Genomic DNA, 26,328 nt, shown 5'->3' with positions numbered 1-26,328 from the left:
GGAAGCGGACGCCGCCCCGGGCGCGGCTGCCCCTACGGGCGGGCCCGGACCTCGCCGGGTGCCGGCACCGGGGCGTCCCAGTCGATCTCGTAGCCGAACTGCCAGGCCAACCTCTCCGGCCTGGCCATCAGCCGCATCATCGTCGGCATCAGGAGATCCCGGACCACCCGGGCGACCGGGCCGGCGGCCTTGTCTGCGTTGGTCCGGGCCGCCATCGCGATGATCCGCTCGACCCGGGCCCGGCGCAGCGCCTCGTAGGCGGCGAACGCGCGGTCCGGCGGCAGGTCGCGCAGGCACCGGGCGAGTTGCACGGCGCTCTCGATCGCCAGGGACGCGCCCTGGCCGGAGCTGGGCGAGGTGGGGTGCGCGGCGTCGCCGACCAGCACCATCCGGCCACGGCTCCACCTCGGCACGGTCGGGATGTCCTCCATCGGGCCGACGACCAGCAGCTCCGCCGGGTCGGTGCGGCCGATCAGGTCCGCAGCCGGGGTCCGGTCGTCGGCGAACGCCGCGCCCAGCACCCGCAGCCACTCCCCGACCGGGACCGCCCGGCACTCGGCCAGCGTCATCGGCACCGTGCGGGGCAGGTTGACGAACCAGCCGCCGCTGCCGTCGTCGTCCACCTGGTACCCGAAGAAGGCTCTTCTGCCGAACACCATGTGCATCGCGCCGCGGGTGGAGGCGAGCCCGGTGTCGGCGACCTTCGCGCCGAAGCTGATCAGTCCCGTGTACCGGGGCCCGGGCGCGTCCGGATCGATCAGCGAACGGACCGTGGACCGCAGGCCGTCCGCTCCGACCAGGACGTCGGCGGTCGCGCTGCCGCCGTCGGCGAAGTGCGCCGTGACCCCGTCGCCGGCGTGCTCCGCGGCGACGAGCCGCCGGCCGAACTCGGTGCGGATCCCGCGGCGGGCGGCCTCGTCGTGCAGCGCCCGGTACAGCTCGGGCCGCCAGACCAGTTGGCCGATCGGCGGTTCGCCGGGACCGCCGCCGAACCGGGCGAGCGTCTTGCCCGTCCAGCTACGCACGACCATGGCCCGCATCGGGGTGCCGACGGCCGGCACGACGTCGCCGGCGTCGAGCACACCCAGGGCGTGCAGGCCGTTGGTGGCGATGCTCAGCGCGCCGCCGACCCCGTCGGCCGCGTTCTCGTACGCCTCGTGGACGGTCGCCGTGATGCCGGCCTTCTGGAGCGCCATGGCCGTGACCGGTCCGGCGATGCCGCCGCCGATCACGATTGCTGTCCGTGTCATGACCCCATTATTCAGACCTGACTAGTCAGTGTCAACTATACGAAGGGTTGATGCCTTGCCGGCCACCGCTGGCCCCGTGAGACTCACGGAGGCCGCCGAGGAGGCGCCTGGGCGGCGAGGGGCCGGGCGCTCGGCGACGGGTCAGGACGCGGGTCGCTGTCGCAGTCCGAAGCGCACGCCCTGGTCGTCCCGGCAGAAGGCGAACCGGCCGAAGCCCGGCTCCTCCGGGCGCGGGTCGTCCGCCTCGCCGCCGAGTTCGCGGACCGTGGCCACGGCCGCCTCGATGTCGGCGACCGCGAAGAACACGTCGATCCGGCGCTCCTGGTCGTCCCCGTGCAGCCCGCCGCGGATCGTGGGCGTCTGGACCCACGTCTGGCCGCCGTCACCCTGCGGCGGGAACGTCCACCGCAGCAGCCGGCCGTAGAAGTCCCGCGCCCGGCCGGCGTCCGGCACGCCGATCTCGAAGAAGGCTGGTTCCCCGCCCATGGTCGCTCCCCTGGTGGTGGTGGCGCTGTCCCTGCCGACGATAGGTGCGCGTCCGGCGGCCGTATTGGACGTTTGTTACGCCCCGGTGCCCGGCAGGCCGGACAGCTGGGCCGCGCGGTACTCCGTCGGCGTGCACCCCGCCAGCGCCCGGAAGTCCCGGTGGAGGTGGGCCTGGTCGTAGTAGCCGCACGCCGCGGCGACCGAGGCGAGCGACCGGTCACCGGACCCGGTGAGCAGGCCCCGTGCCCGGGACAGCCGCAGCACCCGCGCCGCAGCCTTCGGGGTCAGGCCGGTCTGGGCCCTGAACCGGTCAGCGAGCCGTCGGCGGCTCCACCCGGTGTCCGCGAGGAGTTCGCCGATCGCCAGGTCGCCGTGCCGGCCGGCGAGTCGGTCGTACGCGTGGACGAGGTCCGGGTCGGGGCTGGGGCCGCGCGCGGCCAGACCGGCGAACACCTCGTCGAGGAGCGCGAACCGCCCCTCCCAGTCACAGGCCCGGATTCCGGCTCGGGCTCCGGCTAGCCGTTCGGTCAGGTCGACGCCCACCCGGCCCAGGACGCCGGCGAGATCGACCACCCTGCCGGCGAGCTCCCCCACCGGCACGCCCAACAGCTGATATGCACCCCAGGGCGACAACAGCACCTCCACGCCGTCCTGAACGCCGGAGTGCTCCGTACGCCGGACACCCCCACCGGGGCCGGCCACGAACGAGGTCAATCGGTGGCCCCCGGCGGCGTCCGACACCAGTAGCGGGTCGCCGAAGCCGACGACCAGGAGGACGTGTGCCTCGGGGAACTCGCGCCGGGCGACGGGTGCCGGGGACCGTTCCGCGTAGCCGCGGTAGGTACGGACCATGCCGGCCAGTCCCGCTCCGGGGGCGCCGTCGGTCATCTCCCAGCGCGCGTCCGCCGACCCGCCCCGTTCGACCCGCAGCTCACGGCGCATGCGGGTCAGTATCCGCCTCCCGCCGCCCGGCCGGGGCGGCATGGTGCCGTGTGGCCGGGGCGCGACGCGCGTGCGGGCAACGTGAAACGGTACGAACTATCACATAGTATTCCGTAGCTCTGCCCGAACACCGAAGATCGGAAGATTTCCGCCATGCTCATCCGTCGGATCGTCGCCGTCTGCGCTCAGGCGGTCGAGGCCCCCTGGTTCCACACCGTCAGCGCCGCCGTCATCGTGCTCAACGCCATCGTGCTGGCGGTGGAGACGTACCAGACCGCCGTCGCCGCCGCCGGCCCGGTCCTGGAGGTGCTGGACACGGCGTGTCTGACGTTCTTCGTGCTCGAGTTGCTGATCCGGTTCGTGGCCTGCGGCGGCCGGCCGCGGGACTTCTTCTCCAACCCGTGGAACGTCTTCGACCTCGTCGTCGTGCTGCTGGCCTTCACGCCGGGGATCCGGGAGAACGCGACCCTGCTCCGGTTGGCCCGGCTCGCCCGGGTGCTGCGGGTGATCCGGATCTTCCCCACCATGCGGATCCTGGCCCGGGCGGTGTGGCGCAGCCTGCCGGGCGCGGCGAGCCTGTTCGTGCTGGGCATGATCATGCTTTTCCTGTACGGCATGCTCGGCTGGATGCTGTTCGGCGACCGGTTGCCGGAGCAGTACGGCTCGATCGGCCGCGCCGTGCTCACGTTGTTCTTCCTGATGGTGTTCGACAACCTGACCGACACGGTGCGCGCCGGCATGGCCGTTCACCCGTGGACGGTGCTGTACTTCGTGTCCTTCGTGCTGCTGGCCGGCTTCCTCATGGTCAACATTCTGCTGGGCGTGGTGCTCAACTCCCTCGACGAGGCGCGCACCATCGAGCTCGCGGAGAGCGAGGACCCCGCGCCGCCCGCGCAGGCTCCGGCACCCGCTCCGGTCTCGGCGCCCGGGCCGCCCCTGCTGGCCGACCGGCTCGCCGCGCTGCGGATCTCCATCACGGAGATCGAGGCGGAGTTGGCCGTGGCCGAGGCGGAACGGGAGCTGGACCGGGCGGACGCCTGAGCCCTCTGAACATCGAGAACGCTTCGCCCCGGCCTCGTCCTCAGGCCTTCGTGAGGTGCCACGTCACCATCGGAGTGCTGAACGTCGCGGCGCTCCCCGAGCAGGTGTAGCCGAGCTGCCCGGCGGACATGTCCAGTACCCCGGAGAACGGGGTTGTGGTCGTGGGGCTCTCGCGGCCGTTGATCGTGGTGACGATCTTGCTGGTCACGGTGTTGGTCGGCATGGTGCCGCCGAGCTTGCCGTCCCTGGCCACCCAGTCGGTGCTCGTCGCCGCGCCGGTGAACGTGTTCGTGTTCGTCATCGACAGGCCCGCGCTGAGCGTGGTGTTGATGGCGATCACGTTGGCGTACGTGATGGTCATCGCCGGGCCGAACACCAGGGTGATCGAGCCCGTGCCGGTGCCGGTCGCGCCGTGGCCGACCTTCGCGGCGGTCTGCTGGGCGAGGTCGGCGACGTCGACCTTCCACGTGCCGGTGAGGCACCGGTCGCGGCCGGCGGCGGGCGCGCCACCGGCCGGCTGGGCCGACGACGTGGCTCCTGCCGACGCGGCGGCACCGGGCGAGGAGGTCGCGGCGGGGTCGTCGGGGGTGCAGGCGGCGACGAGGGCGAGCGCGGCGACGAGGCCGGCGAGGGGCAGGGCCTTGACTCTCATCAGTGCAGCGTGACATCAGGTTCCGTGCCGCGACGGTCGGATTCACGTCACCCCGACCGGGCGAACCCGGGGCAAAGGATCCGGCGGGGCACGATCCGACCGACCACGATGGAGCCGTGACTCCGGTCACACACCTAGCACGCGAGTGCGCGAATGGTCTGAACCAATAGCAGATCCTGCGCGATCTTGTGCGCGAATGTGCGCGCTTCTGCCGTTCATCAGCCTTCTATAGACACGTAACCATAGGGGACTGTCTAATTCCGGGCGACCAGCCAGCGGTACATCCGGGAGGCAACCGTGGAAGAACACAACCCCCAGTCGACGGTCAGTCGTCGGCGCGTCCTCGGCATGACGGCGGGGGCGGCCGGCGTCGCGGCGGCCACCGCGCTGCCCGGGATCGGCGTCGCCGACGCGGTCACCGCCGCGCCCGCCGAGGCCGCGGCGGCGGCCACCGGCACGATCGCCGACGTCGAGCACGTCGTCATCTTCATGCAGGAGAACCGGGCCTTCGACCACTACTACGGCACGATGCGCGGCGTGCGCGGCTTCGCCGACCCGACGGCGATCCGGCTGCCCAGCGGGAAGTCGGTGTTCCACCAGCCGTACCCGTCCAACCCCGACGGGTACATCCTGCCGTTCCGGATGAACACCGGCACCACGTCGGCGATCTGCGCGAACGCCCCGGCGATGAACTACTCCACCGACATCGCGATCTACAACAACGGCAAGTACGACGCGTGGAACACCGCGCGCACCCCGGGGCTGGGCATGGGCACGTTCACCCGCGCGGACCTGCCGTTCTACTACTCCCTCGCCGACGCGTTCACGATCTGCGACCACAACTTCCAGTCCACGTTCACCCAGACCAACCCGAACCGGCTGCACCTGTTCACCGGCTCCAACGGGCTGTCCGTCGGCCAGTCCGCCGTGCTGGACAACACCGAGCCGGCGGCCGGATTCACCTGGACCACCTACGCCGAGCGGCTGGAGGCGGCCGGGGTCAGCTGGAAGGTGTACCAGGAGAACGACAACTTCGACGACAACGCCTTCGCGTGGTTCAAGAACTTCAAGAACGCCTCGACGTCCAGCGCGCTGTACACGAAGGGGCTGGCCAAGCAGGCCGACTTCGTCAAGGCGTTCGGCGACGACGTGGCCGCCGGCACCCTCCCCCAGGTCTCCTGGATCATCGCCCCGGCCAACCTTTCCGAACACGCCAACTACAAGCCGGCCTACGGCGAGGACCTGACCGCGCGGCTGCTGGCCAAGCTCGCGGCGAACCCGGCCGTGTACGACAAGACGGTCTTCATCCTCAACTACGACGAGAACGGCGGCTTCTACGACCACGTGCCGCCGCCGGTGCCCGCGACGTCCTCGTCCAACGGGCTGTCGACCGTGTCCACCACGGGCGAGATCAACTCGGGCAGCCCGATCGGCCTGGGCTTCCGGGTGCCGATGATCCTGGTCTCGCCCTGGTCGCGGGGCGGCTGGGTGTGCTCGGAGGTGTTCGACCACACGTCGGTGCTCCGGTTCCTCGAGAAGCGGTTCGGGGTGGCCGAGCCGAACATCTCCGCGTGGCGCCGCAGCGTCACCGGTGACCTGACCAGCGCGTTCGATTTCGCCAACCCGAACACCACATGGCCGTCGCTGCCGTCGACCACCGGGTACCCGTCGGGGGCCGACACCCAGTGCTCGACGCTGCCCGCGCCCGGGGTGCCGGCCGCGCAGGCGTTGCCGGCACAGGAGTCGGGCACCCGGCCGGCCCGGGCGCTGCCGTACACGCTCGCGGCGAACGGGCGGGTCGCGTCCGACAAGTTCTGGATCGACTTCGCCAACACGGGCACGTCCGGGGCGCACTTCACCCTGTACGCCAACCAGTTCCGCACCGACGGGCCGTGGCGGTACACGGTGGAGGCCGGCAAGACGCTGTCGGACTACATCGCGGCCGGCACCCCGACCGGCTCCTACGACGTGACCGCGATCGGCCCGAACGGGTTCCTGCGCCAGTTCGCCGGCAACCGGGTCACGGCCACCACCAGCGGCAACGCCAACCCGGAGGTGACCCTGCGCTACGCGCCCACCGAGGGCAAGGTCTACCTGGACATGAAGAACTCGGGCACCAAGGCGTGCACGGTCACCGTGAAGGCCAACCGGTACCGCACCGACGGGCCGTGGAACTACGCCGTCGCGGCCGGGGCCACGGTCACCGACTCGTGGAACGTCGCGCCGGCCAGCAACTGGTACGACCTGACCGCGACCGCGAACACCACCGACGGATTCCTCCGCCGGTTCGCCGGCCACATGGAGACCGGCGCGCCGTCGACCTCCGACCCGGCGTTCGGCACGGCGACCCCGGTCCCCGGGCCGCTCCCGGTGACCGTGACCTACTTCGACAGCCAGGAGACCGTGGGCGAGAACGGCGCTGCGGTCAACGCCGTCGACGGCAACCCCGCCACGATCTGGCACACCCAGTGGTCGTCGGCGACGGCTCCCCTGCCGCACGAGCTGCAGCTGGACGCCGGGGCGTCGAAGTCGCTGACCGGGCTGACCTACACCCCGCGGCAGGACGGCGGCTCCAACGGCCGGGTCGGCCAGTACGAGATCGCGACCAGCGTCGACGGGACCACGTGGACGGTCGCGGCCACCGGCACGTTCCCGGACACGGCCGCCGCGAAGACGGTCACGTTCGCCACGGCGGTGAACGGGCGGTACGTGCGGTTCCGGGCGCTCACCGAGGCGGGCAACCGGGGGCCGTGGACGTCGGCCGCGGCGGTCACGCCCCTGGGCCTGTGACCTGACGGCGCGGGCGGCCCGGATCTCCGGGCCGCCCGCGCCACCTCCGGGCCGGATCTCCCTGGCCACCCCCGGCCGCCGCCCGGCCACGACGACGTACGGCCCGGCCCGGGGACACCCCGGGCCGGGCCGGCCTCCGTTACGGGAGCGCGTACTTCGAGCGCAGGTAGCTGTCCGTCGCGGTCCGATCCGCGTCGGACAGGGCGGTGGGGTAGACGATGACCTCGGCGAGATCACCGATCATGAACTGCGAGGAGTACCAGGAGCCGATCGACGCCAGGGTCCAGCCGCCGCTCGTCGAGAACGAGTGGGCGGAGACCAGGTTGCCGTCGCGGTAGACCCACATCGTGGAGCCGTCGTAGCGGGCCGACAGCTCGTGGAAGACCATGGTGTTGCCGATCGTGCTGGTCACGACCGGGAAGTTGTTGGCAGTCCCCACGAACAGGGCCTGGCTGCTGTTCTCCCAGCGGATCTGGTTGTTCGGGAAGTTGCCGCTCGGCCCGAGGATCATGCTGAAGCCGGAACTCTTCTGGTTGCGGCCCACGATGAACACCGAGAACGTGTACGGGTTCACCGGCGTCAGCAGGTTGAGCGACTGCGCCCCGTTGAAGTGGATCACGGGCTGGCCGTTGAGCGCTCCCTGCACCAGGGTGGGCTGGCGGCTGGGCGTGGTCATCGTGCCGTTGCGCGCGTTGCCGCTCTGGTCGTACCAGGTGGTCACGTTCGTGGCGTTCACCTGGACGCCCACGTCCGCGCGCAGCCACATCTGGGCACCCCCGGCGGGCGAGCCCGCCGCCTGCGCCGAACTGGGCACCGCGAGGATCCCCGCGACCACGAGAACGAGACCTGCCGCATATCGCCGAAGCTTCATCAGTCAGCCCTTCCGTCGGTGTGTCCCGGGCGGCCCGTCCGGCCCGCCCGAGCAACAGCGTCGAACTGATGACGATGTCGGTCAATGGGATGCGTAATGACGCACGCCACCTCACGAACCCCGCATAGGGGCCACACGCTGGGAATGTCCTCCTTCCGACGCCGGAGCGCAGTGCGCGATCACGCGTTCCGTCCATCGTGGAGTCGACCGATGCCATCGACATCCGTGATCCGCTATGGTGGGCCTGTCGTCGAGCCCGGCACATCCCGGCAGACGGATCGCACCAGCCCGGGAGGAGGTCGACGTGACCGATGCCGTCGTGCCCGGCGCCCCGGTGCCCTCCCTGGTCCGCTGGGGCAGGTCCCCGGACGCGGACCTCGTCTACCGCACGATCGTGACCTGCGGGCCCCGCACCGCCACCCGGCTCGGCCGGGACCTGGGCCTCCCGCACCGCCGGGTCCGCGACGCCCTCGCCGAGCTGCACACCTTCGGGGCCGTGCGCACCGACCACCAGCGCCGGTGGCTGGCCCGGCCGCCGGACCAGGTCGTCGCGGCGCTGCGCACCGGCAGGCTCCGCCTCGTCGACCGGACCGAACAGGCCGAACGGCACCACCACCTGGTCGGCCAGCTCGTGCCCGCCCATGCACTGGTCCTGGGCTCGGGCATCCAGCACCTGCCCTCCCGACAGGCCGCCCGCGACCGGCTCGCCACCCTCGTGGCCGTCGAACGCTACGAACACCTGGCGATGAACACCGAACAGTCCATCGCCGCCGAGGTGGCCCGGGCCGCGATCCCGATCCACCGCGCGCTGCTGGCCCGGGGCGTGCGCACCCGCGCGCTCGGCCCGCCGCCCGCCGACGGCGACACCCTGCGCCCCGAGGTGCGCGAGTTGCGCGAGCTGCGGGTGGAGGAGCGCCAGGCGCTGGACGTACCCCTCAAGTTGTTCGTCATCGACCGCAGGGTGGCGCTGTTCCCCGTGGTCCCGCACGACTTCGACCGGGGATTCCTTGAGATCTCCCAGCCCCCGATCGTGGAGGCCCTGCTCGCCCAGTTCGAACGGCACTGGGAGCTGGCCACCCACCCGCAGGAGCACCCGATGTCGCAGATAGTCCTCACGTCGCGGGAACAGGCCCTGATCGCGCTGCTCGTCCAGGGACACACCGACCACACGGCGGCCCGCGAGCTGCAGATCGGCGTGCGCACCGTGACCAAGATCCTCCGCGGGCTGATGGACCGGCTCGAGGTGGACAACCGCTTCCAGCTCGGCCTCGCGCTCGGCACGCTGCGCGCCGCCCGACTGCCCTCCCGTCCGTCCACCTCGCCACCGCAGGAGTCCCGATGACCTCGACCAAACGCCGGATCGTCCTCGTCTGCATGACCGTCGTGATGATGGGACTCGCGATGGCGGGGACGGTCTCCGACACCGACGACGACTGGTGGAAGTGGTGCGCCGGCTGCATCCCCAGCACCTCGAACTAGCCTCGCGCCCGACCTGGCATCAGGGCCGGCACGAAGCCGCGTGACCGGATCTCACTCTCCGTCGGGGTCCTGCGGGTCGCCGAGTTCCAGGGTGAACGAGAACCGGCTGCCGCCGCCCGGATTGTCGGCCACCGCGATGGTGCCGCCGTGCCGGTCCACGATGTGTTTGCAGATCGCCAACCCCAGACCGGTACCGGCGTAGGGGCCGTCGGCGTGCGCGCGGTGGAACCCGGCGAAGATGGCCTCGTGCTGCCCCTCGGGGACGCCGATGCCGTGGTCGGCGACCTCGATCCGCACCCAGCCCGGCCGGTCCGGGTACGCGGAGATGTCGATCCTCGCGGCCTCCCCCGGTGGCGTGTACTTGATGGCGTTGCCGATCAGGTTGTCGAGCAGCTGGCGGATCATGTTCTGGTCCGCGCGCACCGTCGGCAGCGCCCCGACCGTGACCCTCGGCATCGGCTCGCCCTCCGGCCGCAGTGACGCGGTGATGAGGGTGACCACGTCGGAGGCGACGTCGGCCAGGTCGAAGTCCGTGCTGTGCAGGGACGCGTCGCGGGCCGTGGCGTAGACCAGCAGGTCGTGGATGAGCTGGCCCATCCGTTCCGCGCCGGCCGAGATCTGGGTCAGCGGCGTGCGCAGGGTCACCGGGTCGACGCTGCCGGCGTCCACGGACTCGGCGAGCAGTTCCGTGTAGCCGACGACCATCGTCAACGGGGTGCGCAGGTCGTGGGCGACCATCCCGGCGAAGGAGGTCAGCTCCGCCTCCCTGGCGTGCTGGACCGTGACGTCGTGGAAGACGGCCATCGCGCCGGCCCGCCCGGCGCCGGGCCCCAGCGGGCGGCCGCTGACGGCGATGCGCACCCCGTTGGGGTGCCGCGCGTTGCGGATGATCATCTCGACGCCGTCGGTGCGCTCGCCGGCCAGCGCCCGGACCAGGGGCTGTTCCTCGACCGGGAACGGCACCGCGCCGTCCGGCCGGTAGATGCCGTAGTGGGCCTGCCAGGACTCGGGCTGGGCGGTGCCGTGCAGCTCGACGCCCAGGATCCGCCGGGCGGCCGGGTTGTGCAGGAGGAACTCGCCGTCGGCGTCGACGACCGCCACGCCGTCGTTGATGCTGTTGAGGACCGTCTCCAGCAGGCTCGCCTGGTCACGGGCCTGCGTCTCGGCGGTCCGGAGCTGCGCCGTGGCGGCCCGGACCTGGTTCTGGGCCCGCAGCCGGCCGGTGGCCAGCACGTACACGAGGCCGGCCAGGAGCAGGCTGAGCACCCCGCCGGCGACGGCGACCGTCGTCGGTAGGACGCCGCTGCCCCCGGGCAGGCGTTCGCTGGGCGCCTCGATGGACAGGTGCCACTGCCGTTGGGCCATGGTGACGTCGACGTCGCGGTGCAGGTCGCGTTCGCCGGACACCGTGGCGCGCAGCGTCGCCACCGCGACCCGCGCGCCGTCGGCACCCTGCGCGCTCAGGGTCACGTCGAGCAGGTTCTGCGAGATGCGGCGCAGGGTCGCCCCGATGAAGTCCTGCCCCCGGATGCCCATCAGGACCCAGCCGCGGAACTCCTGGCGCCCCGCGGCGTCGGGCGGCTCGTAGACCGGGGCGGTGAGGATGAACGACAGTTGCCGCCGGTCCGGTGGGACGTCGCGGTCCCGCAGCAGCAGATAGGTGTCGGAGACCGTGGTCTGCCCGGTTCTGCGCGCCTGGGTGAAGGCCTGGTCCGGGGCGGGCAGCTGGGTGACGTCCGTGCCCGTGGCCGCCGGCAGTCCGCCGTCCAGCGGCTCGCTGAAGATGGAGAAGATGTGCTCGCGGCCCGTACCGACCGGCGTCAACGTGATGTCGGGCGCCCCACGGGACCGCCACAGGGCCTGCACACCGGCGATCTGGCCGTCGGCGGCGGGCACCAGGAACGCCACCGAGGTGGCTCCGGCCAGGCTCATCCGGCGCAGGGGTGCTGCCACCTGGCCGAACCGGGAGGCGGTCACCGTCTCCAGTGCCGCGGTGGCCGCCGCGACGGTGCGCAGGGAGTCGACGTACCGGTCGGCCTCGGTCGTCACCGCCTCGGCCATCAACTCGGTCCGCCGCTCCAGCTGGTCGTCGGCCTCGTGGCGCTGACCGGCGACGAGCACCGCCGCCACTCCGGCCGTCCCGGCCAGGCCTGCGAGTGCGACGAGCACACTCAGCGCCATCGCCGAACGCATCCATCGTCTGAGCCGCACGTGACTCCCCCGAACGTCCGCCGTCCGGTCGCGGTCGCCGCGATCGCCCGAAGTCGACGCCGACGGCGGTCCCGGCCTGGTTCCATCCTAAGAGGGCGCACCTGATCTGGGTGGGAAATGCCGCATCCGACCCCATACCACTGCGCACCGGGGCGGGTGGCCGGTACCACCCGCCCCGCGACTCACGCGTCGACGAGCACGATCTCGTACTGGGTCGCCGTCGGCGGCACCCCCGTGTCGAACTTGGCGTTGACCACCGCGAGCGTGCCACCGAACCGGGCGGCGGCCGTCGGGACCTCGAACAGCGGGCTGGTGATCGTCTTCTCGACCACGCCGCTGGTCAGGTCGCCGCTCAGCCGGACCCTGCTGACCTGGTTGGAGAAGTTCTGCACCGCCCACAGCCGGTGTCCGTCGAGCTCGATCCCGTCGACGTTGGGCACGCTGACCCCGGCGATGGTGGCGCTGGCACCGGTGGCGGGGTCGATCGTGTACAGCTCCCCCTTGCCGCTGTGCGACACGATCAGGGTCCGCCCGTCGTGGGTGGCGCGGATGCCGTTGAGGTTGAACTGTCCGCTGGTGTCCGCGGCCGGGCCGCTGAGTTCCAGCACGCTGGACGTGCCGGGACGCCCGTACGCGTCGAGCGGCACGAAGTAGAGCCTGGGCTGGAGGGAGTCGGTGAACCAGGCGCCGTCCCGGGTGAGGGCCACGTCGTTGACGATGGAGGAGCCTGCCGTGCCGAACTGGTAGCTGGCGACGGTCGTCCCGGTGTCGGCGTCGTACACGTAGGCCTGGCCGGTGAACCCGCCGGCGACGAACAGCAGGTTGTGCTGGCACTCGACCGCCATGCCCGTGGCCTGGCGTCCGGCCGGGGCGTCGATGAACAGCTCGGCCTTGCCGCGCCGGATGTCGCCGCGGTAGATGTCCCCGGCGAACAGATCCCCGGCGAAGAAGGTGGAGCCCCGGCCGTGGGCGATGCCCTCGGCGGAGGTCGCGCCCGGCAGCACGATCGTCGTGGGCCGCGGCGCGGTCGACGGGTGGGCTCCGGCCGGCGGTGCCAGCGTCGTCGTGCCGGCCACGGTCAGCAGCGCGACCGCCGCCCAGCGGATCCGGGCCACCAGCGGGCGGGTCCTGGCGGTGGTGTCCGTCAACGGTCCTCCAGTTGTCGTAGGGTCGGGTGCCGCTCCGCAGCGGCCTGACGCTGCCGGCGGCGGTGTCGGGGCGCACGAACGACCCCGGATCACACGCCGACAATGTATGCGCCACCGTTCCCCGACAGGCCGCGACACGCGACAAAAGCCACCAAAGTGGGCCGCTCCGTTCAGAGCGGCCCACCCGGGGACTCAGCTGACCGTCACCGTCGCGGTGCCGGTCGCCGTCGTGGCGGGGTCGATCAGGAGGCTGTACACGCCCGCCGCCGGCAGGGTCACGCTCGCGAACGTGGTGTTCGCGCCACTGGACGTCTTCGAGGTCAGCGTGCTGCCGTCCGGCCGGCGCAGCACGTACCCGGTGCTGGGGCCGAACGTCGCCCCGGTCACCGCGACCGTCACGACCTGCCCGGCGGTCGCGGTGAACGACACCACCGCGTTCTGGCCGACGGCGGTCACCGCGACCGGGTTCGGGCCACCGCCGGGAGTGGTGGTGACCGCCGCGTCGGCGGGCACGTCGTACACCTGGGCGGTGATGCCGCCGACCGCGGCGACCTCAGGGTCGACCAGCAGGGTGTACGTGCCGGTGGTCGGCAGCGCCCGGGTGTCCAGGAAGCAGGTCACCCCGCAGGACACGTTCTGCGTGAGGGTGCCGCCGTCCGGCCGGCGGAGCACCACGGTGGCGTCCGCCGACGGATACGTGCCCCCCGACAGTCGCACCGCGATCCGCTGCCCGGCGGTGCCGGCGAAGCTCAGGGTCGCGTTCTGGCCGGGCGTGGTCGTGGTGACGGCCGTGGCCGACCCGTCAGCGGTGACCGCGAACGCCAGGTCCGGGGCCACGGCCCACGCGCGGAACGTGACCGTGCCCGTCGCCTCGCCCTTCGGGTCGTGCACCACGGAGTAGGTGCCGGTGCTGGGCAGCGTGAACGTCTCGAACGCGCACGTCGTCCCGCAGTTGGTCGAGGACAGGGTGCCGCCGTCCGGCTTGCGCACGGTGGCCGTCGCGTTGGACACCAGCCCGTAGGTGCCGCCGGTGAACTGGACGAACACCTTCTGCCCCGCCGTGCCGGCGAACGTGGCCACGGCGCTCTGGGCGGGCAGTGCGACGGTCAGGGGCACCGCCGGGTCGCCGAGGGTCGTCGCGGTGGTCAGTTCCCGGCCGTCGGTGACCGACGCGGTGATCGTGCCGGTGGTGACGCCGTCCGGGTCGACGACGACCGTGTAGGTGCCGGTGGCGCGGTTCCCGGCGATCTCCAGGTAGCAGCCGGTCCCGCAGCCGGCGTTGGTCGCCATGACCGTGCCGGACGGGTCGAGGACCTGGACCTTGGTGGTGGTCGGGTCGTAGGTGCCGCCGGTCAGCCGGATGCCGACCTTCTGCTTCCACCCGGCGGTGAACGTCAGGGCCGGCCGTTGTCCGGGCGCGGTGGCGGTCAACGCCACCGGGGGCGCGTCGAGCGCGACCGGTACCGGGGCGAGTTCCGGGCTGGCGTAGAGCCGGGCGGACACGGTTCCGTTGAGCAGTCTGTTGTGCAGAACGACCGTGTGTTCGCCGGACAGGACCGGCACGATGTCCTCGATGTCGCACGGCCAGGTCCCGCCGCAGCCGGACGCGCCTTTCAGGTACCGGCCGTCGGGGCCGAACACGTCCACGACCATGGTGTTCGGGAACTCGTGCGCGTCGACCCGCAGCATCAGCCGCCCGCCGGCCGTGCCGGTGAACCGGAACGTCGGCTCCTGGCCGGGCACGCTCGCGGTGGCGCTGGCCGAGGGTCCGTCCACGACGAGGGCGGTCTCGGCGACGGGCACGTCGTAGAACGCGATGTTCAGGGTCCCGGTGCTCGACTGCCACGGGTCGACCCTGAACGTGTACACGCCGTCCTCGGGCAGCGTGCGGGCGCCGATCAGGCACGCGGTCGGGCACGCGCCGCCGTACCCGCTCATGCCGTTGGTGAGAAGCACGCCGCTCGGCGAGTACAGGTCGACGCCGAACTCGAACGCCCCGGAGCTCGGGTCGGTCAGTACTGCCGAGACCCGCTGGCCGACCGTGCCGGTGAACGTGACGACGCCGTTCTGGCCGGGCGTGGTGAACGTCAGCGCGACCGGGGCGCCCCCGGGGACGGCCGGCACCGACAGGTCGGGGTCGACGAGCCCGACCCGGAAGGTGAACGGCGCCGCGTGGCCGGGCGCGATCCGGAACAGGTACGTCCCGTCCGCCGGCAGCACGACCGGCCCGGTCAGACAGTCCTGACTGCAGTGGTAGGAGGAGTCGGCGTGCATCAGGACGCTGCCGTCCGGGGCGGTCAGGGTCCTGGACCGCCAGTCGAGGTCGGACACGGCGCGGGCGCTCAGCGCCACCCGCTGGCCGGCGACCCCGGCGAACGTGAACAGCACGTCCTGCGGCCAGTCGGCCGTGGTGACGGTCGCGGCCGGGCCCCCGACGGTCACCGGGACGGTCAGCGTGGTCTCGTACACCTGCACGTCGACCGTGCCGGCTTTCGTCCCCAGCGGGTCGACGAGGACGGTGTGGGTACCCGTCGCGGTCAGGGTCGGCACCGTCAGCCGGCAGATGAGCCCGCAGCCGGTGGTGGAGGCGGAGGTGGTGCCGTCGGGGCGCAGCACGGAGACCGCCACGTCCGAGTCGACCTGGGAGCCGGACACCATGACCTGGATGTCCTGTCCGGCCGTGGCGGGAAAGGTGATCCTGCCGTTCTGGTCGGCCAGCAGGGGGACGCGGATCCGTGCGGCGTTGACGGTGGTGGAGGCGACCGCGTCGGCCGGGGCGGCTTGGGCGGCGCCCGGGGTGAGGAAGGTCAGGGCCGCGGCGAGGGCCGCCACCCCGAGGACGAATCTGGCACGGGAAGGGGACACGAGGGACTCCCTGGGTTGGTGTTCCCCGGAGACTAGAGTCCCGACGGTTCGACGAACATGAATGATAAGCCGCGCCGTTGTGGGCACAAGGCCACTGAGCAGGCGTCAATCCTCCGTCTATAGTGGATAGTTGTCGTGCATCGGATACTTCCGTCGGCTACCCCGCCGCGCCGCGCGCGGCCGCGGTGCCCAGGGCGGTGCGGCGGTAGCGGATCTCGTACCGGTGGCGCTCCCCCACCACGAACCCGGCGTCGCGCAGGATCGTGAGATGTTCGGAGACGGTGCCCGGCGACAGCGCGTGCCGGTGCGCCAGCGTGGTCGTGGTGGCCGGCTCGGTGAGCCCGGTCAGCAGGGCCGCCCGGGTGCGGCCGATCAGCCGGGCGAGGGCCGCGTCCGGGGTGCCGCCCGCCGGCTGCCAGAGCGCGGCGATCCCCCGGGCCGGGTAGATCACGGTCGGTTGCCACGGCGGGTCCAGGACGACCACCACCTGGTCCCACTTGAACACGCTCGGCATCAGGACGACGCCCTCGCCGCGCAGGTCGCGGTGGTCGTCGTCGCCGCGGGCCCGGGTCAGGGTGTTGTCGTGCCAGCGCAGCGCCGGGTGCAGCTCGGCGAACAGCCGATCCAGGCCACCCTCGGCGAGCCGGCGGGACTGGAAGCCAACGTCGGCGTCGAGCACGGCGCGGACCCGGGGCCAGACCGGTTCGACCATCACGTGCCAGGCGTCCCGGATCAGCGTGGTGAGCAGGCGCAGCACCTCCGCCGGGTCGCCGAGCAGCAACCGGCCGGTCGCGCTGTCCGCGGCGCCCGGGGTGTCGCGCAGCGAGAGGGCGATCTCGGCGCGGACCTGCTCGATCGGGGTGGCGGCGATCCGGGCCAGGTCCTCGTCGAACTGGGCCTGCGGTCCGGTCGGCGGCGGGGCGAGGAAGTCCGGGGCGTACCCGCGCCGGGGTTGCAGCAGGGCGACCGGGCGCAGGTCCAGCGCGCCGAGCCGGGGGCGGAGCGCTTCCAACCAGCCCCGGTGGTGGCCGGGGTTCTCCTCGCGGGAGGTCAGCCGGATCGCGGACACGGTCTCGAACGCCGGGGAGACCGCGAACCGGCAGCGCAGCAGGTCGGCGGGCCCGAATCGCAGGGTGACGGCCACCAGCCCTCCCTCATCTGATTCGGTCAGGGCCAAATCACTGGCGCCGAGCCTAGCAGTCCCGCAGGATTGCCTCCAAGATCACCGCCTGTGAGGAGCACACCATGAACGACATCGACGCCGGCTGGGAGCAGCGGAGCGTTGCCCTGTGGGCGAGCATCGACGCGCACGGGGAGGAGGAGTTCTTCGCCCTGGTCGACGAACTCGTCGCCGACCTGCCGGCCGACAGCGGCCTCGCGCTGTTCGAGCGGGCCGCCGCCCGGGACTCGTTCGGCCACTCCGACCTGGCGGTGCCGCTGTACGAGCAGGCACTGAAGGCGGGGCTGCCCGGCGAGCGGAGGCGGCGGGCCGTGGTCCAGATGTCCAGCTCGCTGCGGAACATGGGCTTCGCGGAGCGCGGTGTGCAGCTGCTGACCGCCGAGCGGGCCCTCGGCTCCGACCACCTCGACGACGCGGTCGCCGCCACCCTGGCCCTGTGCCTGGCCGACTCCGGGCGCGAGCGCGAGGCGGTGTCCGTGGCCGTGGCGGCGCTGGCCCCGCACCTGCCCCGGTACCAGCGGTCGATGGCCAACTACGCGCGCCTGCTGATCGAGCCCGACGACGAGAACTGACCGGCGACACCCGCCGGTATCGCTGACAGGAGAGGGCAGGGGAGCCGTCGTAGCGTCCAGTCCATGGATCGTGGAGCTGCGACAGCACCCCTGCGCCCCGGGCGCGGGCTGAGCAGCCGGGTCAGCGCGTCCCGATCACCGACAGCACGTTGCCGGCCGGGTCCGTGAACCACGCGATGTCCGGGCCGTGGCCGCGCATCACGCCCCTGTCGTCCTGACTGAAGCCCTCGTACCGCTCCATTGTCACGCCGCGGGCGACGAGCTCGTCCACGGCCTTGTCGATGTCGTCGACCGGGAAGTTGAGGATGGTGTACGACGCCGGCACGTGCCCCGGCTTCGGGTACACGACGACGGCTCCGCCTGTCGCGAGGTGCAGGGTGAGCATGCCGTGGTCCTCGGTCACCCTCAGGCCGAGGATGTCGGCGTAGAACTCCCTGGCCTGGGCGACGTCGCCGACCGCGAAGCCGCTGTACGCCCGTGTCTCCGTGAACATGCCGTTTCCTCTCGACGCCTGGTTCCGGCTCCGGCCCGGCGGCCACGGCGACCCGCGCCGCACCCACCAGGCCAAACATCCGGACAGAACACTGATTCTGCCAGGCGCGGGCCCGCCGACCGCGACGATCGCCGACGCGACGACGGTCCCCCGACGAGTCCTCGTGAATTCCTCTCTCGCTGAATGTGAGCCGTGCGGGCAGGTCGATCCCATGCGGACGGAGGATGTCTGACCAGGGGCGATGGTGTTCTGGACCGTCCCGGACAGCGGGATTTCAGGGATTTGCCCGCTGTTCGCCTGGACTTCACCCGCTGCGGCCGGAGTATTAGGACGGTCTGACTTGGGTGCTCCTAGTACCCCCGGCTTCCACTGGAAGGTGTCCACCGTGACGTCACCACTGTCTCGTCGTACCCTGCTGCGCACCAGCGCGGTCGGCGGCCTCGGCATCGTCGTCGCCGGTAGCATCGAGGCCATCGCCGGCCCCGTCGCCGCCCAGGCCTGGCGCCCGGACGGCACCTACGGCGCGCTCGTCGCCGACCCGAAGGGCCTGCTCGCCCTCCCGCCCGGCTTCACGTACGAGATCGTCGCCCAGACCGGTGTCACCACCCTGGTGAGCGGTCAGCCGACGCCCGGGTGTCCCGACGGCACCGGCTGGTTCCGCAGCTCCGAGGGCTTCGTCCTCGTCAACAACCACGAGATGAGCGGCCAGCCGTTCCCGGTGCCGGCCCTGCCGGGCTTCACCTACGACCCGGGCGCGCCGGGCGGCACCACGAACATCGACACCGACAGGTGTGGCGTGCGGGTCCGCGAGTACGTCAGCCTCGCCGGCACCCTGCAGAACTGCGCCGGCGGCATCACGCCGTGGAAGACGTGGCTGACCTGTGAGGAGACCGAGCAGAAGGCCAACGCCAAGTACCAGAAGGACCACGGCTACGTCTTCGAGGTCGACCCGATCGACAACGACGCCAACAAGAACCCCGTGCCGCTGAAGTTCCTCGGCCGGTTCGCGCACGAGGCCGTGGCCGTCGACCCGACCACCCACCAGATCTACGAGACCGAGGACGCCAACAACCCGCACGGCCTGTACTACCGCTGGACCCCGCCGGCCGGCTGGACCGGCCGGAAGGGCGCCCTGCGCGACCTGGCCCTCAGCCCCGGTGGCGACACCGCCGGCACCCTGGAGGCCATGAGCTGCTACGACGGCATGAACCACGTCGCCGACCTGTGCGAGGCGACCGTGCCGGGCACCAAGTACTCGGTGAAGTGGGTCAACGTGCCCGACCGCGACGGCCGGACCCTCTCCGTGCGCAAGCAGTTCACCAACGACCAGGTCACCCGCAGCCGCAAGCTCGAGGGCCAGTGGTGGGCCGACAACGGCGTCTACTTCGTCGCCAGCTTCGCCCGGCTGTCCGACGGCAGCACCAAGGAGCACGACGGCCAGGTCTGGTACTACGACCCGGCCACCCAGACCGTCACCCTGAAGACCATCTTCGGCGTGAACCCGGACCCGTCGGCGGACACCGGCAACTACGACGGCCCGGACAACATCACGGTCTCCCCCTACGGCGGCGTCATCCTCGCCGAGGACGGCGAGGGCGTGTCGCACCTCGTCGGCGTGAACCGGCAGGGCAAGTCCTACCCGATGGCCCGCAACGAGCTCAACGACAGCGAGTTCACCGGCCCGGTGTTCAGCGGGGACGCGCGGATCCTGTTCGCGAACATCCAGACCCCCGGCTACGTGTTCGCGATCCTCGGCCCGTGGGGCGCGGTGGACCGCACGCCCGACGTGTACTAGACACCATCCGCGACGCGGCCCCCGTTCCCTGGAGGTACGGGGGCCGCTCCGTGCGGGAAGCCGGGCCGGCAGGGGCCGTCGGCGCGTGGGATGCTGGCCGGCATGGGCGGGCAGCGCGGGCGGGTCATCTTCCTCAACGGCACCTCCAGCGCCGGAAAGACCACCCTCGCGCACGCGATCCAGGAGCTGAGCCCACAGCCCTACCTGCTCGCGGGCATCGACTCCTTCTTCGCGATGGTGCCGGAGAAGTGGGGCGGCGGCCGGGCCGGCCCGCTCAGCCGGGACGGTTTCCACTACGACGAGTCCGACGACGACGGTGCACCATTGACCGTCATCCGCTACGGCGACACCGGACGGCGCATGCTGCGCGCCATGCACGCGTCCATCGCGGCGCTGACCGTGGCTGGCAACAACCTCGTCATCGACGAGATGCTCCTCGCGCCCGAGCTCCTCGACGACTGGCTGGACGCCCTGACCGGCCTGGACGTGCTCTTCGTCGGCGTGCACTGTCCGCTGCCAGTCCTCGAGGAACGCGAACGCGCCCGTGGACCCCGCGGTCGCGCCGGCCTGGCCCGGGGGCATCTGCGCACCGTCCACGCCCACGGGCATTACGACCTCGACGTCGACACCGGCACAGCTCCCGCCAGCGACATCGCACGATGCGTCCTCACCCGACGCGACCAGGGGCCACCGCCCGCCGCGTTCGCCGTCCTACGACGCGACCGTGACCGCTGAACTCGTGGTGTCGAGGAACTCCGCCAGGAGCCCGGCGATCGCCTCCGGCGCGTCCTCGAAGGCGTAGTGCCCGACCCCGGGCAGCTCGGCGACGGTCCCACCGGGGAAGGCCTCCCGGAACAGGGGGAGAAAGTATCCGCCGTTCAGGGTCCGGTCGGCGCTCCCCCAGACGGCCAGCGCCGGAACCCCGGCCAGTGCCGCCCGGGCCGCACCGCTCGGCTCCTCGAAGACGTGCGCGCCGGTCGCGAGCCCCTTCGCCCACCCGATCGCGCCCAGTGCCTCCGCCGGCGTCGGGAACGCCGCGCCGTACGCCTCGATCCACGTGTCGGAGATGACCTGGTTGTTCTCGAACCCGTTGAGCTTGAGCGTGCTCAGGATGTGGTAGCCCAGTTCACCGAGCACGCTCTCCAGCCTGCCGTCCCGGTGCGCCCGGGCGATCCACCGGAACCACGGAGCCTCGTCGGCGTTGCCCGCCAACGCCGCGCCCAGCCCGGGCTGCCCGAACGGCGTCGGGCCGTTGACGGAGACGACCCGCGCGACCCGCTCCGGACGCCGGGCGGCGAGCCCCATGCCGACCGGTCCGCCGAAGTCGTGCAGGACGAGCGTGATGTCGTGCAGGTCGAGGTCGAGGACGAACGCCTCAAGATTGTCGATGTGATCCTGGACCAGGTAGGACCGGTCCGCCGGCGTCTCGCTCTTCCCGAAACCCATGTGATCGGGTACGACCACCCGGTGACCCGCGGAGAACCGGTGCACCAGGTCGCGGAACAGGTACCCCCAGGTGGGCTCGCCGTGCAGGCACAGGAGGACGGGCCCGGCGCCCTCGTCGACGTAGTGCATCGTGAACCCGGGCGCGGAGCTGAAGTGCGGGCGGAACGGGTAGGTTCCACCGAAGGTCTCGTGCGGGGCGATCACGGCGTGTTCTCCCTGAGGTCGAGCTGCCCGCCCGTCGCGGGAAACTGGTAGTAAATTGAAACCGTCACGAGCATAGGTTGACTGGTTTTGATATGCAACCAGCCTGGGTGGACCGTCGAGAAAGGCGATCGCATGGACATGCCGACAACACTTTCCGGTTGCCCCGTGGCCCGCACGGTCGACCTCCTGGGCGACAAGTGGTCCCTGCTGATCATCCGGGACGCGTTCTGCGGGGTACGACGCTTCGGACAGTTCCACCGCGGCCTCGGCGTCGCCAAGAACATCCTCAGCACCCGGCTCCGCACCCTCGTCGACGCGGGCGTCCTGCGCAGCGAGCCGGCGTCGGACGGCACCAGCTACCGCGAGTACGTCCTCACCGACGAGGGCCGCGGGCTGTTCGACGTGATCGTCGCCCTCCGCCAGTGGGGCGAGGAGCACGCGGTCGCGCCCGGGGAGGAGTACGTCCCGCTGATCGACCGGACGACCGGCGAGCCGTTGGCGAGGCTCAGGCTCGTCCGGCCGGACGGCAGCGCGGTCGGCCCTGACGACACCCACCTGGGCGAGCCGCGCCGGATGCCCTGAGGAGGGTCGAAGGCCCGCCCGGGCCGTTCAGTCGACGTATCCGCCGATGCGGACATCGGCGGCCAGGTCGATCGAGTGCGGGTCCACCCACACGACCTCCGACCGACCACCGTGCCCGTGGATACGCATCAGGTCGTCGAGGGAATCGAACACGCAGACCTGAGCCACACCGGTGGTCGTCCCCAGCCACCGCAGGACGACCTTGTCATCGGTCCACGCGACGCCGTAGGCCACGATCCCCAGCCCACTCACGCCCGTGTCATCGCGCCAGCGCCGCAAGGCGAACCGGCGCGGCGGCTCCGGAGCCGGGTCGTCGCCGGCCCGGTGAGCCGCCGCCCTGGTCCGCACGACCTGGGCCGCCGCCGAGTAGTAGTCACCCACCGTCCACCACCTCCAGGGCGTCCCGCGCGGCGTTCGCCGGCCAGCAGGGAAACGTCTGACCGGTACCTGACGCCATCGCGCACCCGACGCACACGTCGACGCCGTCGACCGGCCTGTGCAGCTCCAGCACCAGCTCGGCCAGGAGACGGATCAGCGCCTTGACCGGGGACATCGTCCCGGCCGGTCGTTCGGCGCTCACGCCAGGAGTCCCCGCGCGATCAGCACCTGGTACGCGAACCTCCGGCCCTCGCACGGCCACAGGATGTCCGGGGTTCCCGGCCTGCGGCATCCCAGACACCAGCCACCGGGCGACTCCGTGTGCGTCAGCATGACCGCCCTGGCCTCCTCGACCGACATCACACCAGCGTTGTCCATGTCCCGCCCCTCTCAGCTGAGTGGGCCGCTCCCCGCCGACGGCTCGGAACCACCATTCCGCGATGCGGATACCACCAACGGGGAGCGCCCTGCACACAGCCTGCCGACTACAGTGGGCGTGCGGGAGTTGTCTGAGTTGCCCGTCATGATGGGCAACACGGCAACCCCGGGGAACGCCCACTGATCATGGCAATGTGCGACAGGTGACGGACATGGCATCCTTCGGCGAGACCCTCAGGCACCTCATGGCCGAGCGCGGGGTGAGCCTGGGCAGGCTTGCCGAACTGGCCTCCTTCGACAAGGGCTATCTGTCGAAGATCGCCAACGGAAAGAAGCTGCCGAGCGCGGCCGTGGCGAAGGCATGCGATGCGGCGCTCGGCGCGCGGGGCGAGCTGATGTCCGCCGCACACCTCGACATCGCCGCCGCGCGTGACTCTCAGCCATGGCAGACCGCGGACCTCCTCCTGAGAATCCAGTCCTCCGACACGTCAGCTTCGACGCTGGAGGCGCTTGATTCCACCATCTTCGAGCTGTGCTGCCAGTACCCCTATCGGGACGCCACGGACCTCAGGCGCGAATCCCAGGAATGGCTACGCCATGTGGTCACGCTGCTCCATCGACCCGTCGGCCTCCAGCAGCACAGGGATCTGCTCGTCGCCGCCGGACGGTTGGCCCTGTTGATCGGATGCGTCGAGTACGACATGGGGATGCGAGCCGGCGCGGAGTCCACCCGCGTCGCCGCCCGGCAACTCGCGCATGAGGCCGGCAACGCCGAGATCCTCGCCTGGACCCATGAGATGAGAGCGTGGTTCGCCCTCACCCAGGGACGCTACGGTCGCGTCGTCACGGAGGCGAACGCCGGAATCATGATCGCCCATTCCGAGTCGGTCACGGTCCAGCTATTGGCGCAGAGAGCGAAGGCCTACGCCCGACTGGGGGACATCGAGGCCGTCAGAAGCGCGCTCGACGAGGGAGCGGATCTGTTGTCGGTCCTGCCCCGCCCCGACCGTCCCGACCATCACTTCGTTGTCGACCCCGACAAGTGGGACTTCTACGCGATGGACGCCTACCGCTTGGCGGGAGCGGATGAGCTTGCCGCGACCCACGCGCGTCAGGTCATCGCGCGATCGCAACGACCCCATGGCGTCGAGGTGTCGCCGATGCGCGCCGCTGAGGCACGTCTGACGCTCGGAGTGGTCGCGGCGCGCACCGGAAACCTCGAGGACGCGCTGGCGAAGGGCGCTGAGGCCCTCAGCGGCGACCGTCGGTCCCTGCCGTCGCTGGTCATGGTGGCCAGCGAACTCGAGTCCGCCCTGCACGAGAGATACCCGGGCGAGCTGCGGACCGAGGAGTTCACGGATCGTCTGAGGTCAGCCATGTGCTAATGGCCCGCCAGGTCCCTGGTGTACCGGTCATAGCGCGTGCCGTCGGAGCCGACTGTCCCCTGGCCGGGGCCGAACCCTGACCGCAGGGCGACCGCCGCTGACGCGGGATTGTCCGGCTCCACCTGGATCACCGCTTCCCGACCGCCCGCGCCCGCCGCGTACCGGAGCACCAGGAGCACCGCGCGGGTGGCCAGGCCGCGCCCCCGGAAGGACGGGTACAGGCCGTAGGCGACGTTCACCTGGCCGGGTGCCAGGCCCTCGCCCTCGAACCGCAGGTCGACCGTCCCGGCGAGGGTCCCAGCGACCCTGATGCCGAAGGCGCGCAGCGGACCGGCGGTGTCCCACTGTTCCCGGCAGTGCCGGAAGTACGCCTCGACGCCCTCCCGGGTGCCGGGCCCGCCGTTGAGCCAGCGGACGAGCGGCGCGTCCTCCCCCGCGAGGTGCGCGTCCACATTGTCCGGGCGCGGCGGGGACAGAGTGATGACACCGTCGGACAGCTCCACGTCGGCCATCCCGCGATTCTGGACGGCCCGGTCGCGTGGCGCCATCGGATTCCCCGGAGCCCCGGGCACAGCGGTTCGGCAACCCGCGCCGCCCGCCGGGATGTTCGCTGTTCCGGCCGCAAGCCCATGTTCCGGCCGGATTCAGCGATCATGTCACGCCGAGCGGCGTCAGCGGGGCGGCGGGTGGGCCGCGATCCATTCCATCAGGGTGTCCTCGCGGACCGCGCGGAACAGCTCGGCGGCCCCGGGCTCGGTCCCCTCCCCCAGATAGTCGTCGGGCCCGTTGACCGACCGGGTCGGCACCGTGACCGCCACGACGTGCTCAGCCCGCAGACCGCGCAACTCCCCCACCAGCCGGGCCAGGTCGAGCACCCCCATGTCCACCGTGATCGCCGGTCCTGCCGCCCGGACGAGTCCGACCAGGTCCGCCGTCCCCATCCCGTCAAGGCGACGGGCGAGCGCTGTGAACAGCTGCTGTTCGTTCCGGATCCGGCTGAGGTCGCCGAAGGGCAGGTTGTAGCGCTGCCGGACGAAGTCCACCGCCTCCGTGCCGGAGTAGTGCCGGCAGCCTGCGGGGAAGACCCGGTGGGTGTGGATGGACTGGAACGGGATTTCCAGGCACAGGTCCACCCCGCCGACGGCGTCGGTCACGCCGCGCAGGCCCGTGAAGTCCATGGTCACCGCCCCGTCGATCCGTATGCCGACCAGGTCGGAGACGACGCGGGTGAGGGCCGGGGCGCCGCCGAGGGCGTACACCTGGCTGATCTTCTCCTGGCGGCCGGCGAACGGGACCAGGGTGTCGCGCGGGAACGACACGAGGGCGGCGCTCCGCCCGTCGGCGAAGACGTGGGCGAGCATGACGGCGTCGGCGCGGGTCGGGTCGGGCGAGCCCGCCGGGCGGTCGGTGCCGATCAGCAGGAAGTCGCGCGGGGCCGGCGGCTGCGCTGCCGGAGGGCCCGCGGGGGGTACCGGATGCCGGGTCGCCCGCCACGCGACCGGCACCGCCGCCGCCACGGCGAACACCAGGATGCCGGCGAGTACCTGGCCGATCCGGTTCCGGCGTCGGCGGCGGCGCGCCTCGGCGGCGATCCTGGGCCGCAGCGCCGTCCCGTCGGGGGTGAGCGGCTCGTGCCGGGTCAGGGTCGCGCGGATGTCGTCCTCGATCATTGTTCCCCTCCCACGGTGACCGGGCGGAGCTGCGTGCGCAGGGTTGCCAGGGCCCGACTGATGTGTGCGCGCACGGTGCCGACCGCGCAGCCGAGTACGTCGGCGATCTCGGCGTCGGGAAGTCCCTCGTAGTAGCGGAGCACGACGGCGGCGCGTTGCCGGCGGGGCAGCCCGGCCAGCAGCAGCCACATCGCGTCCCGTTCGACCGCCGCCTGGGCGTGGTCGGTCGGCACCGGCGGGTCGGGGGTGTCGTCGCCGCGCAGCAGTACCCGGCGCCACCAGGGGCCGCGCCGCCAGTCGAGGTAGACGTTCGTGAGCATCCGCTTCACGTACGGCTCCGGCCGGTCGGCGTTGCTGATCCGCCGCCATTTCAACTGGGCGCGGACCATCGTCTCCTGGACGACGTCCTGGGCTAGGTGGGGGTCGCCGGTGAGCACCACCGCGTATCGCAGCAGGGCGTCGAGCCGGTTGTCGACGAATTCTTCGAACCGCACCATCACCTCCGAGGGG

At 71.7% G+C, this 26,328-nt stretch carries 26 protein-coding genes; 9 read left to right on the top strand and 17 right to left on the bottom strand.

Features of this window, described 5'->3' with window-relative positions; genetic code table 11:
• Positions 1-32: 32 nt before the first annotated feature.
• The 3 genes from IW245_RS05260 to IW245_RS05250 all read right to left on the bottom strand — a co-directional run bounded on the left by IW245_RS05260 (position 33) and on the right by IW245_RS05250 (position 2,678).
• Positions 33-1,250 carry an FAD-dependent oxidoreductase gene (locus IW245_RS05260; RefSeq protein ID WP_197002067.1) on the bottom strand — a complete coding sequence of 406 codons (1,218 nt, stop codon included), beginning with the start codon at positions 1,248-1,250 and terminating at the stop codon, positions 33-35.
• A gap of 141 nt (positions 1,251-1,391) precedes the next feature.
• Positions 1,392-1,736: a VOC family protein gene (locus IW245_RS05255; protein ID WP_197002066.1), complete on the bottom strand. Its 345-nt coding sequence runs from the start codon at positions 1,734-1,736 to the stop codon at positions 1,392-1,394.
• 75 nt (positions 1,737-1,811) lie between these two features.
• Positions 1,812-2,678 (bottom strand): helix-turn-helix domain-containing protein, encoded by an 867-nt coding sequence (locus IW245_RS05250; RefSeq protein ID WP_197002065.1) that lies wholly within the window; start codon positions 2,676-2,678, stop codon positions 1,812-1,814.
• A gap of 153 nt (positions 2,679-2,831) precedes the next feature.
• Here IW245_RS05250 and IW245_RS05245 point away from each other — a divergent pair, with 153 nt between their 5' ends.
• A complete protein-coding gene (locus tag IW245_RS05245; protein WP_231398674.1) occupies positions 2,832-3,719 on the top strand; it encodes an ion transporter in 888 nt (295 codons plus the stop codon).
• A gap of 40 nt (positions 3,720-3,759) precedes the next feature.
• On the opposite strand, the gene IW245_RS05240 is transcribed toward IW245_RS05245, so the two are convergent.
• Positions 3,760-4,371, bottom strand: a complete 612-nt coding sequence (locus IW245_RS05240; RefSeq protein WP_197002064.1) for a hypothetical protein — start codon at positions 4,369-4,371, stop codon at positions 3,760-3,762.
• Between the two features lie 297 nt (positions 4,372-4,668).
• Between IW245_RS05240 and IW245_RS05235 the strand changes: the two genes are divergently transcribed.
• The gene (locus tag IW245_RS05235; RefSeq protein WP_197002063.1) at positions 4,669-7,161 is read left to right on the top strand and encodes a phosphocholine-specific phospholipase C; all 2,493 of its coding nucleotides are present in this window, start codon (positions 4,669-4,671) and stop codon (positions 7,159-7,161) included.
• Positions 7,162-7,300: 139 nt separating this feature from the next.
• Here the strand turns inward: IW245_RS05235 and IW245_RS05230 are convergent, their stop codons facing one another.
• Positions 7,301-8,032 carry a LamG-like jellyroll fold domain-containing protein gene (locus tag IW245_RS05230; RefSeq protein ID WP_197002062.1) on the bottom strand — a complete coding sequence of 244 codons (732 nt, stop codon included), beginning with the start codon at positions 8,030-8,032 and terminating at the stop codon, positions 7,301-7,303.
• Positions 8,033-8,336: 304 nt separating this feature from the next.
• Here IW245_RS05230 and IW245_RS42050 point away from each other — a divergent pair, with 304 nt between their 5' ends.
• Positions 8,337-9,374 carry a LuxR C-terminal-related transcriptional regulator gene (locus IW245_RS42050; protein ID WP_233472659.1) on the top strand — a complete coding sequence of 346 codons (1,038 nt, stop codon included), beginning with the start codon at positions 8,337-8,339 and terminating at the stop codon, positions 9,372-9,374.
• A complete protein-coding gene (locus tag IW245_RS05220; RefSeq protein ID WP_197002061.1) occupies positions 9,371-9,511 on the top strand; it encodes a hypothetical protein in 141 nt (46 codons plus the stop codon). Before IW245_RS42050 ends, IW245_RS05220 begins: the two co-directional genes overlap by 4 nt.
• Positions 9,512-9,562: 51 nt before the next feature.
• Here the strand turns inward: IW245_RS05220 and IW245_RS05215 are convergent, their stop codons facing one another.
• The 4 genes from IW245_RS05215 to IW245_RS05200 form a co-directional block, all read right to left on the bottom strand.
• Positions 9,563-11,722 (bottom strand): ATP-binding protein, encoded by a 2,160-nt coding sequence (locus IW245_RS05215; protein WP_197002060.1) that lies wholly within the window; start codon positions 11,720-11,722, stop codon positions 9,563-9,565.
• A 182-nt stretch (positions 11,723-11,904) separates the two neighbouring features.
• A complete protein-coding gene (locus IW245_RS05210; protein WP_231398673.1) occupies positions 11,905-12,870 on the bottom strand; it encodes an SMP-30/gluconolactonase/LRE family protein in 966 nt (321 codons plus the stop codon).
• A 192-nt stretch (positions 12,871-13,062) separates the two neighbouring features.
• Positions 13,063-15,735, bottom strand: coding sequence for a hypothetical protein (locus IW245_RS05205; protein WP_197002059.1), 2,673 nt, complete (start codon positions 15,733-15,735; stop codon positions 13,063-13,065).
• A 157-nt stretch (positions 15,736-15,892) separates the two neighbouring features.
• Positions 15,893-16,879, bottom strand: a complete 987-nt coding sequence (locus IW245_RS05200) for an ArsR/SmtB family transcription factor (RefSeq protein ID WP_197002058.1) — start codon at positions 16,877-16,879, stop codon at positions 15,893-15,895.
• Between the two features lie 101 nt (positions 16,880-16,980).
• Between IW245_RS05200 and IW245_RS05195 the strand changes: the two genes are divergently transcribed.
• On the top strand, positions 16,981-17,487 hold the full coding sequence (locus IW245_RS05195) for a tetratricopeptide repeat protein (RefSeq protein ID WP_197002057.1): 507 nt from the start codon (positions 16,981-16,983) through the stop codon (positions 17,485-17,487).
• Positions 17,488-17,608: 121 nt separating this feature from the next.
• On the opposite strand, the gene IW245_RS05190 is transcribed toward IW245_RS05195, so the two are convergent.
• A complete protein-coding gene (locus tag IW245_RS05190; protein WP_197002056.1) occupies positions 17,609-17,980 on the bottom strand; it encodes a VOC family protein in 372 nt (123 codons plus the stop codon).
• A 385-nt stretch (positions 17,981-18,365) separates the two neighbouring features.
• On the opposite strand from IW245_RS05190, the gene IW245_RS05185 reads away from it, so the two are divergent.
• Together IW245_RS05185 and IW245_RS05180 are read left to right on the top strand one after the other, a co-directional pair.
• Entirely contained in the window at positions 18,366-19,775 is a 1,410-nt protein-coding gene (locus tag IW245_RS05185) for an alkaline phosphatase PhoX (protein ID WP_233472661.1), read from the top strand.
• Positions 19,776-19,877: 102 nt separating this feature from the next.
• Positions 19,878-20,510 (top strand): chloramphenicol phosphotransferase CPT family protein, encoded by a 633-nt coding sequence (locus IW245_RS05180; protein WP_197002054.1) that lies wholly within the window; start codon positions 19,878-19,880, stop codon positions 20,508-20,510.
• Here the strand turns inward: IW245_RS05180 and IW245_RS05175 are convergent.
• Positions 20,487-21,425, bottom strand: a complete 939-nt coding sequence (locus IW245_RS05175) for an alpha/beta fold hydrolase (protein WP_197002053.1) — start codon at positions 21,423-21,425, stop codon at positions 20,487-20,489. The two genes, IW245_RS05180 and IW245_RS05175, sit on opposite strands and share 24 nt — an antisense overlap.
• Before the next feature lie 165 nt (positions 21,426-21,590).
• On the opposite strand from IW245_RS05175, the gene IW245_RS05170 reads away from it, so the two are divergent.
• A complete protein-coding gene (locus IW245_RS05170; RefSeq protein WP_233472663.1) occupies positions 21,591-22,007 on the top strand; it encodes a winged helix-turn-helix transcriptional regulator in 417 nt (138 codons plus the stop codon).
• A gap of 27 nt (positions 22,008-22,034) precedes the next feature.
• Here IW245_RS05170 and IW245_RS05165 read toward each other — a convergent pair whose 3' ends face one another.
• From IW245_RS05165 to IW245_RS05155, 3 genes are read right to left on the bottom strand one after another with little or no spacing between them, the layout of a single operon-like run.
• Complete coding sequence (locus tag IW245_RS05165) at positions 22,035-22,388, bottom strand: hypothetical protein (protein WP_197002051.1); 354 nt, start codon at positions 22,386-22,388, stop codon at positions 22,035-22,037.
• Positions 22,381-22,587 carry a hypothetical protein gene (locus IW245_RS05160; RefSeq protein WP_197002050.1) on the bottom strand — a complete coding sequence of 69 codons (207 nt, stop codon included), beginning with the start codon at positions 22,585-22,587 and terminating at the stop codon, positions 22,381-22,383. The genes IW245_RS05165 and IW245_RS05160 overlap by 8 nt, the downstream gene beginning before the upstream one ends.
• Positions 22,584-22,763, bottom strand: a complete 180-nt coding sequence (locus tag IW245_RS05155) for a hypothetical protein (RefSeq protein WP_197002049.1) — start codon at positions 22,761-22,763, stop codon at positions 22,584-22,586. Before IW245_RS05155 ends, IW245_RS05160 begins: the two co-directional genes overlap by 4 nt.
• A 212-nt stretch (positions 22,764-22,975) precedes the next feature.
• Between IW245_RS05155 and IW245_RS05150 the strand changes: the two genes are divergently transcribed.
• Entirely contained in the window at positions 22,976-24,148 is a 1,173-nt protein-coding gene (locus IW245_RS05150; RefSeq protein ID WP_197002048.1) for a helix-turn-helix domain-containing protein, read from the top strand.
• On the opposite strand, the gene IW245_RS05145 is transcribed toward IW245_RS05150, so the two are convergent.
• From IW245_RS05145 to IW245_RS05135, 3 genes are all read right to left on the bottom strand, one after another.
• The gene (locus tag IW245_RS05145; RefSeq protein ID WP_197002047.1) at positions 24,145-24,660 is read right to left on the bottom strand and encodes a GNAT family N-acetyltransferase; all 516 of its coding nucleotides are present in this window, start codon (positions 24,658-24,660) and stop codon (positions 24,145-24,147) included. The genes IW245_RS05150 and IW245_RS05145 overlap by 4 nt on opposite strands.
• A gap of 159 nt (positions 24,661-24,819) precedes the next feature.
• Complete coding sequence (locus IW245_RS05140) at positions 24,820-25,818, bottom strand: LCP family protein (RefSeq protein WP_197002046.1); 999 nt, start codon at positions 25,816-25,818, stop codon at positions 24,820-24,822.
• On the bottom strand, positions 25,815-26,312 hold the full coding sequence (locus IW245_RS05135) for a SigE family RNA polymerase sigma factor (protein WP_197002045.1): 498 nt from the start codon (positions 26,310-26,312) through the stop codon (positions 25,815-25,817). Before IW245_RS05135 ends, IW245_RS05140 begins: the two co-directional genes overlap by 4 nt.
• Positions 26,313-26,328 lie beyond the last annotated feature (16 nt).

The organism is Longispora fulva, assembly GCF_015751905.1.
GTDB lineage: Bacteria > Actinomycetota > Actinomycetes > Mycobacteriales > Micromonosporaceae > Longispora > Longispora fulva.
The sequence above is the reverse complement of the archived record's forward strand: the minus strand, read 5'-3'. Positions and strand labels throughout refer to the sequence as shown.

Bases quoted from the DNA above. Each gene is read 5' to 3' on its own strand.
- IW245_RS05260 (WP_197002067.1), bottom strand. From the start codon at position 1,250: ATGACACGGACAGCAATCGTGATCGGCGGCGGCATCGCCGGACCGGTC.
- IW245_RS05255 (WP_197002066.1), bottom strand. From the start codon at position 1,736: ATGGGCGGGGAACCAGCCTTCTTCGAGATCGGCGTGCCGGACGCCGGC.
- IW245_RS05250 (WP_197002065.1), bottom strand. From the start codon at position 2,678: ATGCGCCGTGAGCTGCGGGTCGAACGGGGCGGGTCGGCGGACGCGCGC.
- IW245_RS05245 (WP_231398674.1), top strand. From the start codon at position 2,832: ATGCTCATCCGTCGGATCGTCGCCGTCTGCGCTCAGGCGGTCGAGGCC.
- IW245_RS05240 (WP_197002064.1), bottom strand. From the start codon at position 4,371: ATGAGAGTCAAGGCCCTGCCCCTCGCCGGCCTCGTCGCCGCGCTCGCC.
- IW245_RS05230 (WP_197002062.1), bottom strand. From the start codon at position 8,032: ATGAAGCTTCGGCGATATGCGGCAGGTCTCGTTCTCGTGGTCGCGGGG.
- IW245_RS05220 (WP_197002061.1), top strand. From the start codon at position 9,371: ATGACCTCGACCAAACGCCGGATCGTCCTCGTCTGCATGACCGTCGTG.
- IW245_RS05195 (WP_197002057.1), top strand. From the start codon at position 16,981: ATGAACGACATCGACGCCGGCTGGGAGCAGCGGAGCGTTGCCCTGTGG.
- IW245_RS05190 (WP_197002056.1), bottom strand. From the start codon at position 17,980: ATGTTCACGGAGACACGGGCGTACAGCGGCTTCGCGGTCGGCGACGTC.
- IW245_RS05180 (WP_197002054.1), top strand. From the start codon at position 19,878: ATGGGCGGGCAGCGCGGGCGGGTCATCTTCCTCAACGGCACCTCCAGC.
- IW245_RS05155 (WP_197002049.1), bottom strand. From the start codon at position 22,763: ATGGACAACGCTGGTGTGATGTCGGTCGAGGAGGCCAGGGCGGTCATG.
- IW245_RS05150 (WP_197002048.1), top strand. From the start codon at position 22,976: ATGGCATCCTTCGGCGAGACCCTCAGGCACCTCATGGCCGAGCGCGGG.
- IW245_RS05145 (WP_197002047.1), bottom strand. From the start codon at position 24,660: ATGGCCGACGTGGAGCTGTCCGACGGTGTCATCACTCTGTCCCCGCCG.
- IW245_RS05140 (WP_197002046.1), bottom strand. From the start codon at position 25,818: ATGATCGAGGACGACATCCGCGCGACCCTGACCCGGCACGAGCCGCTC.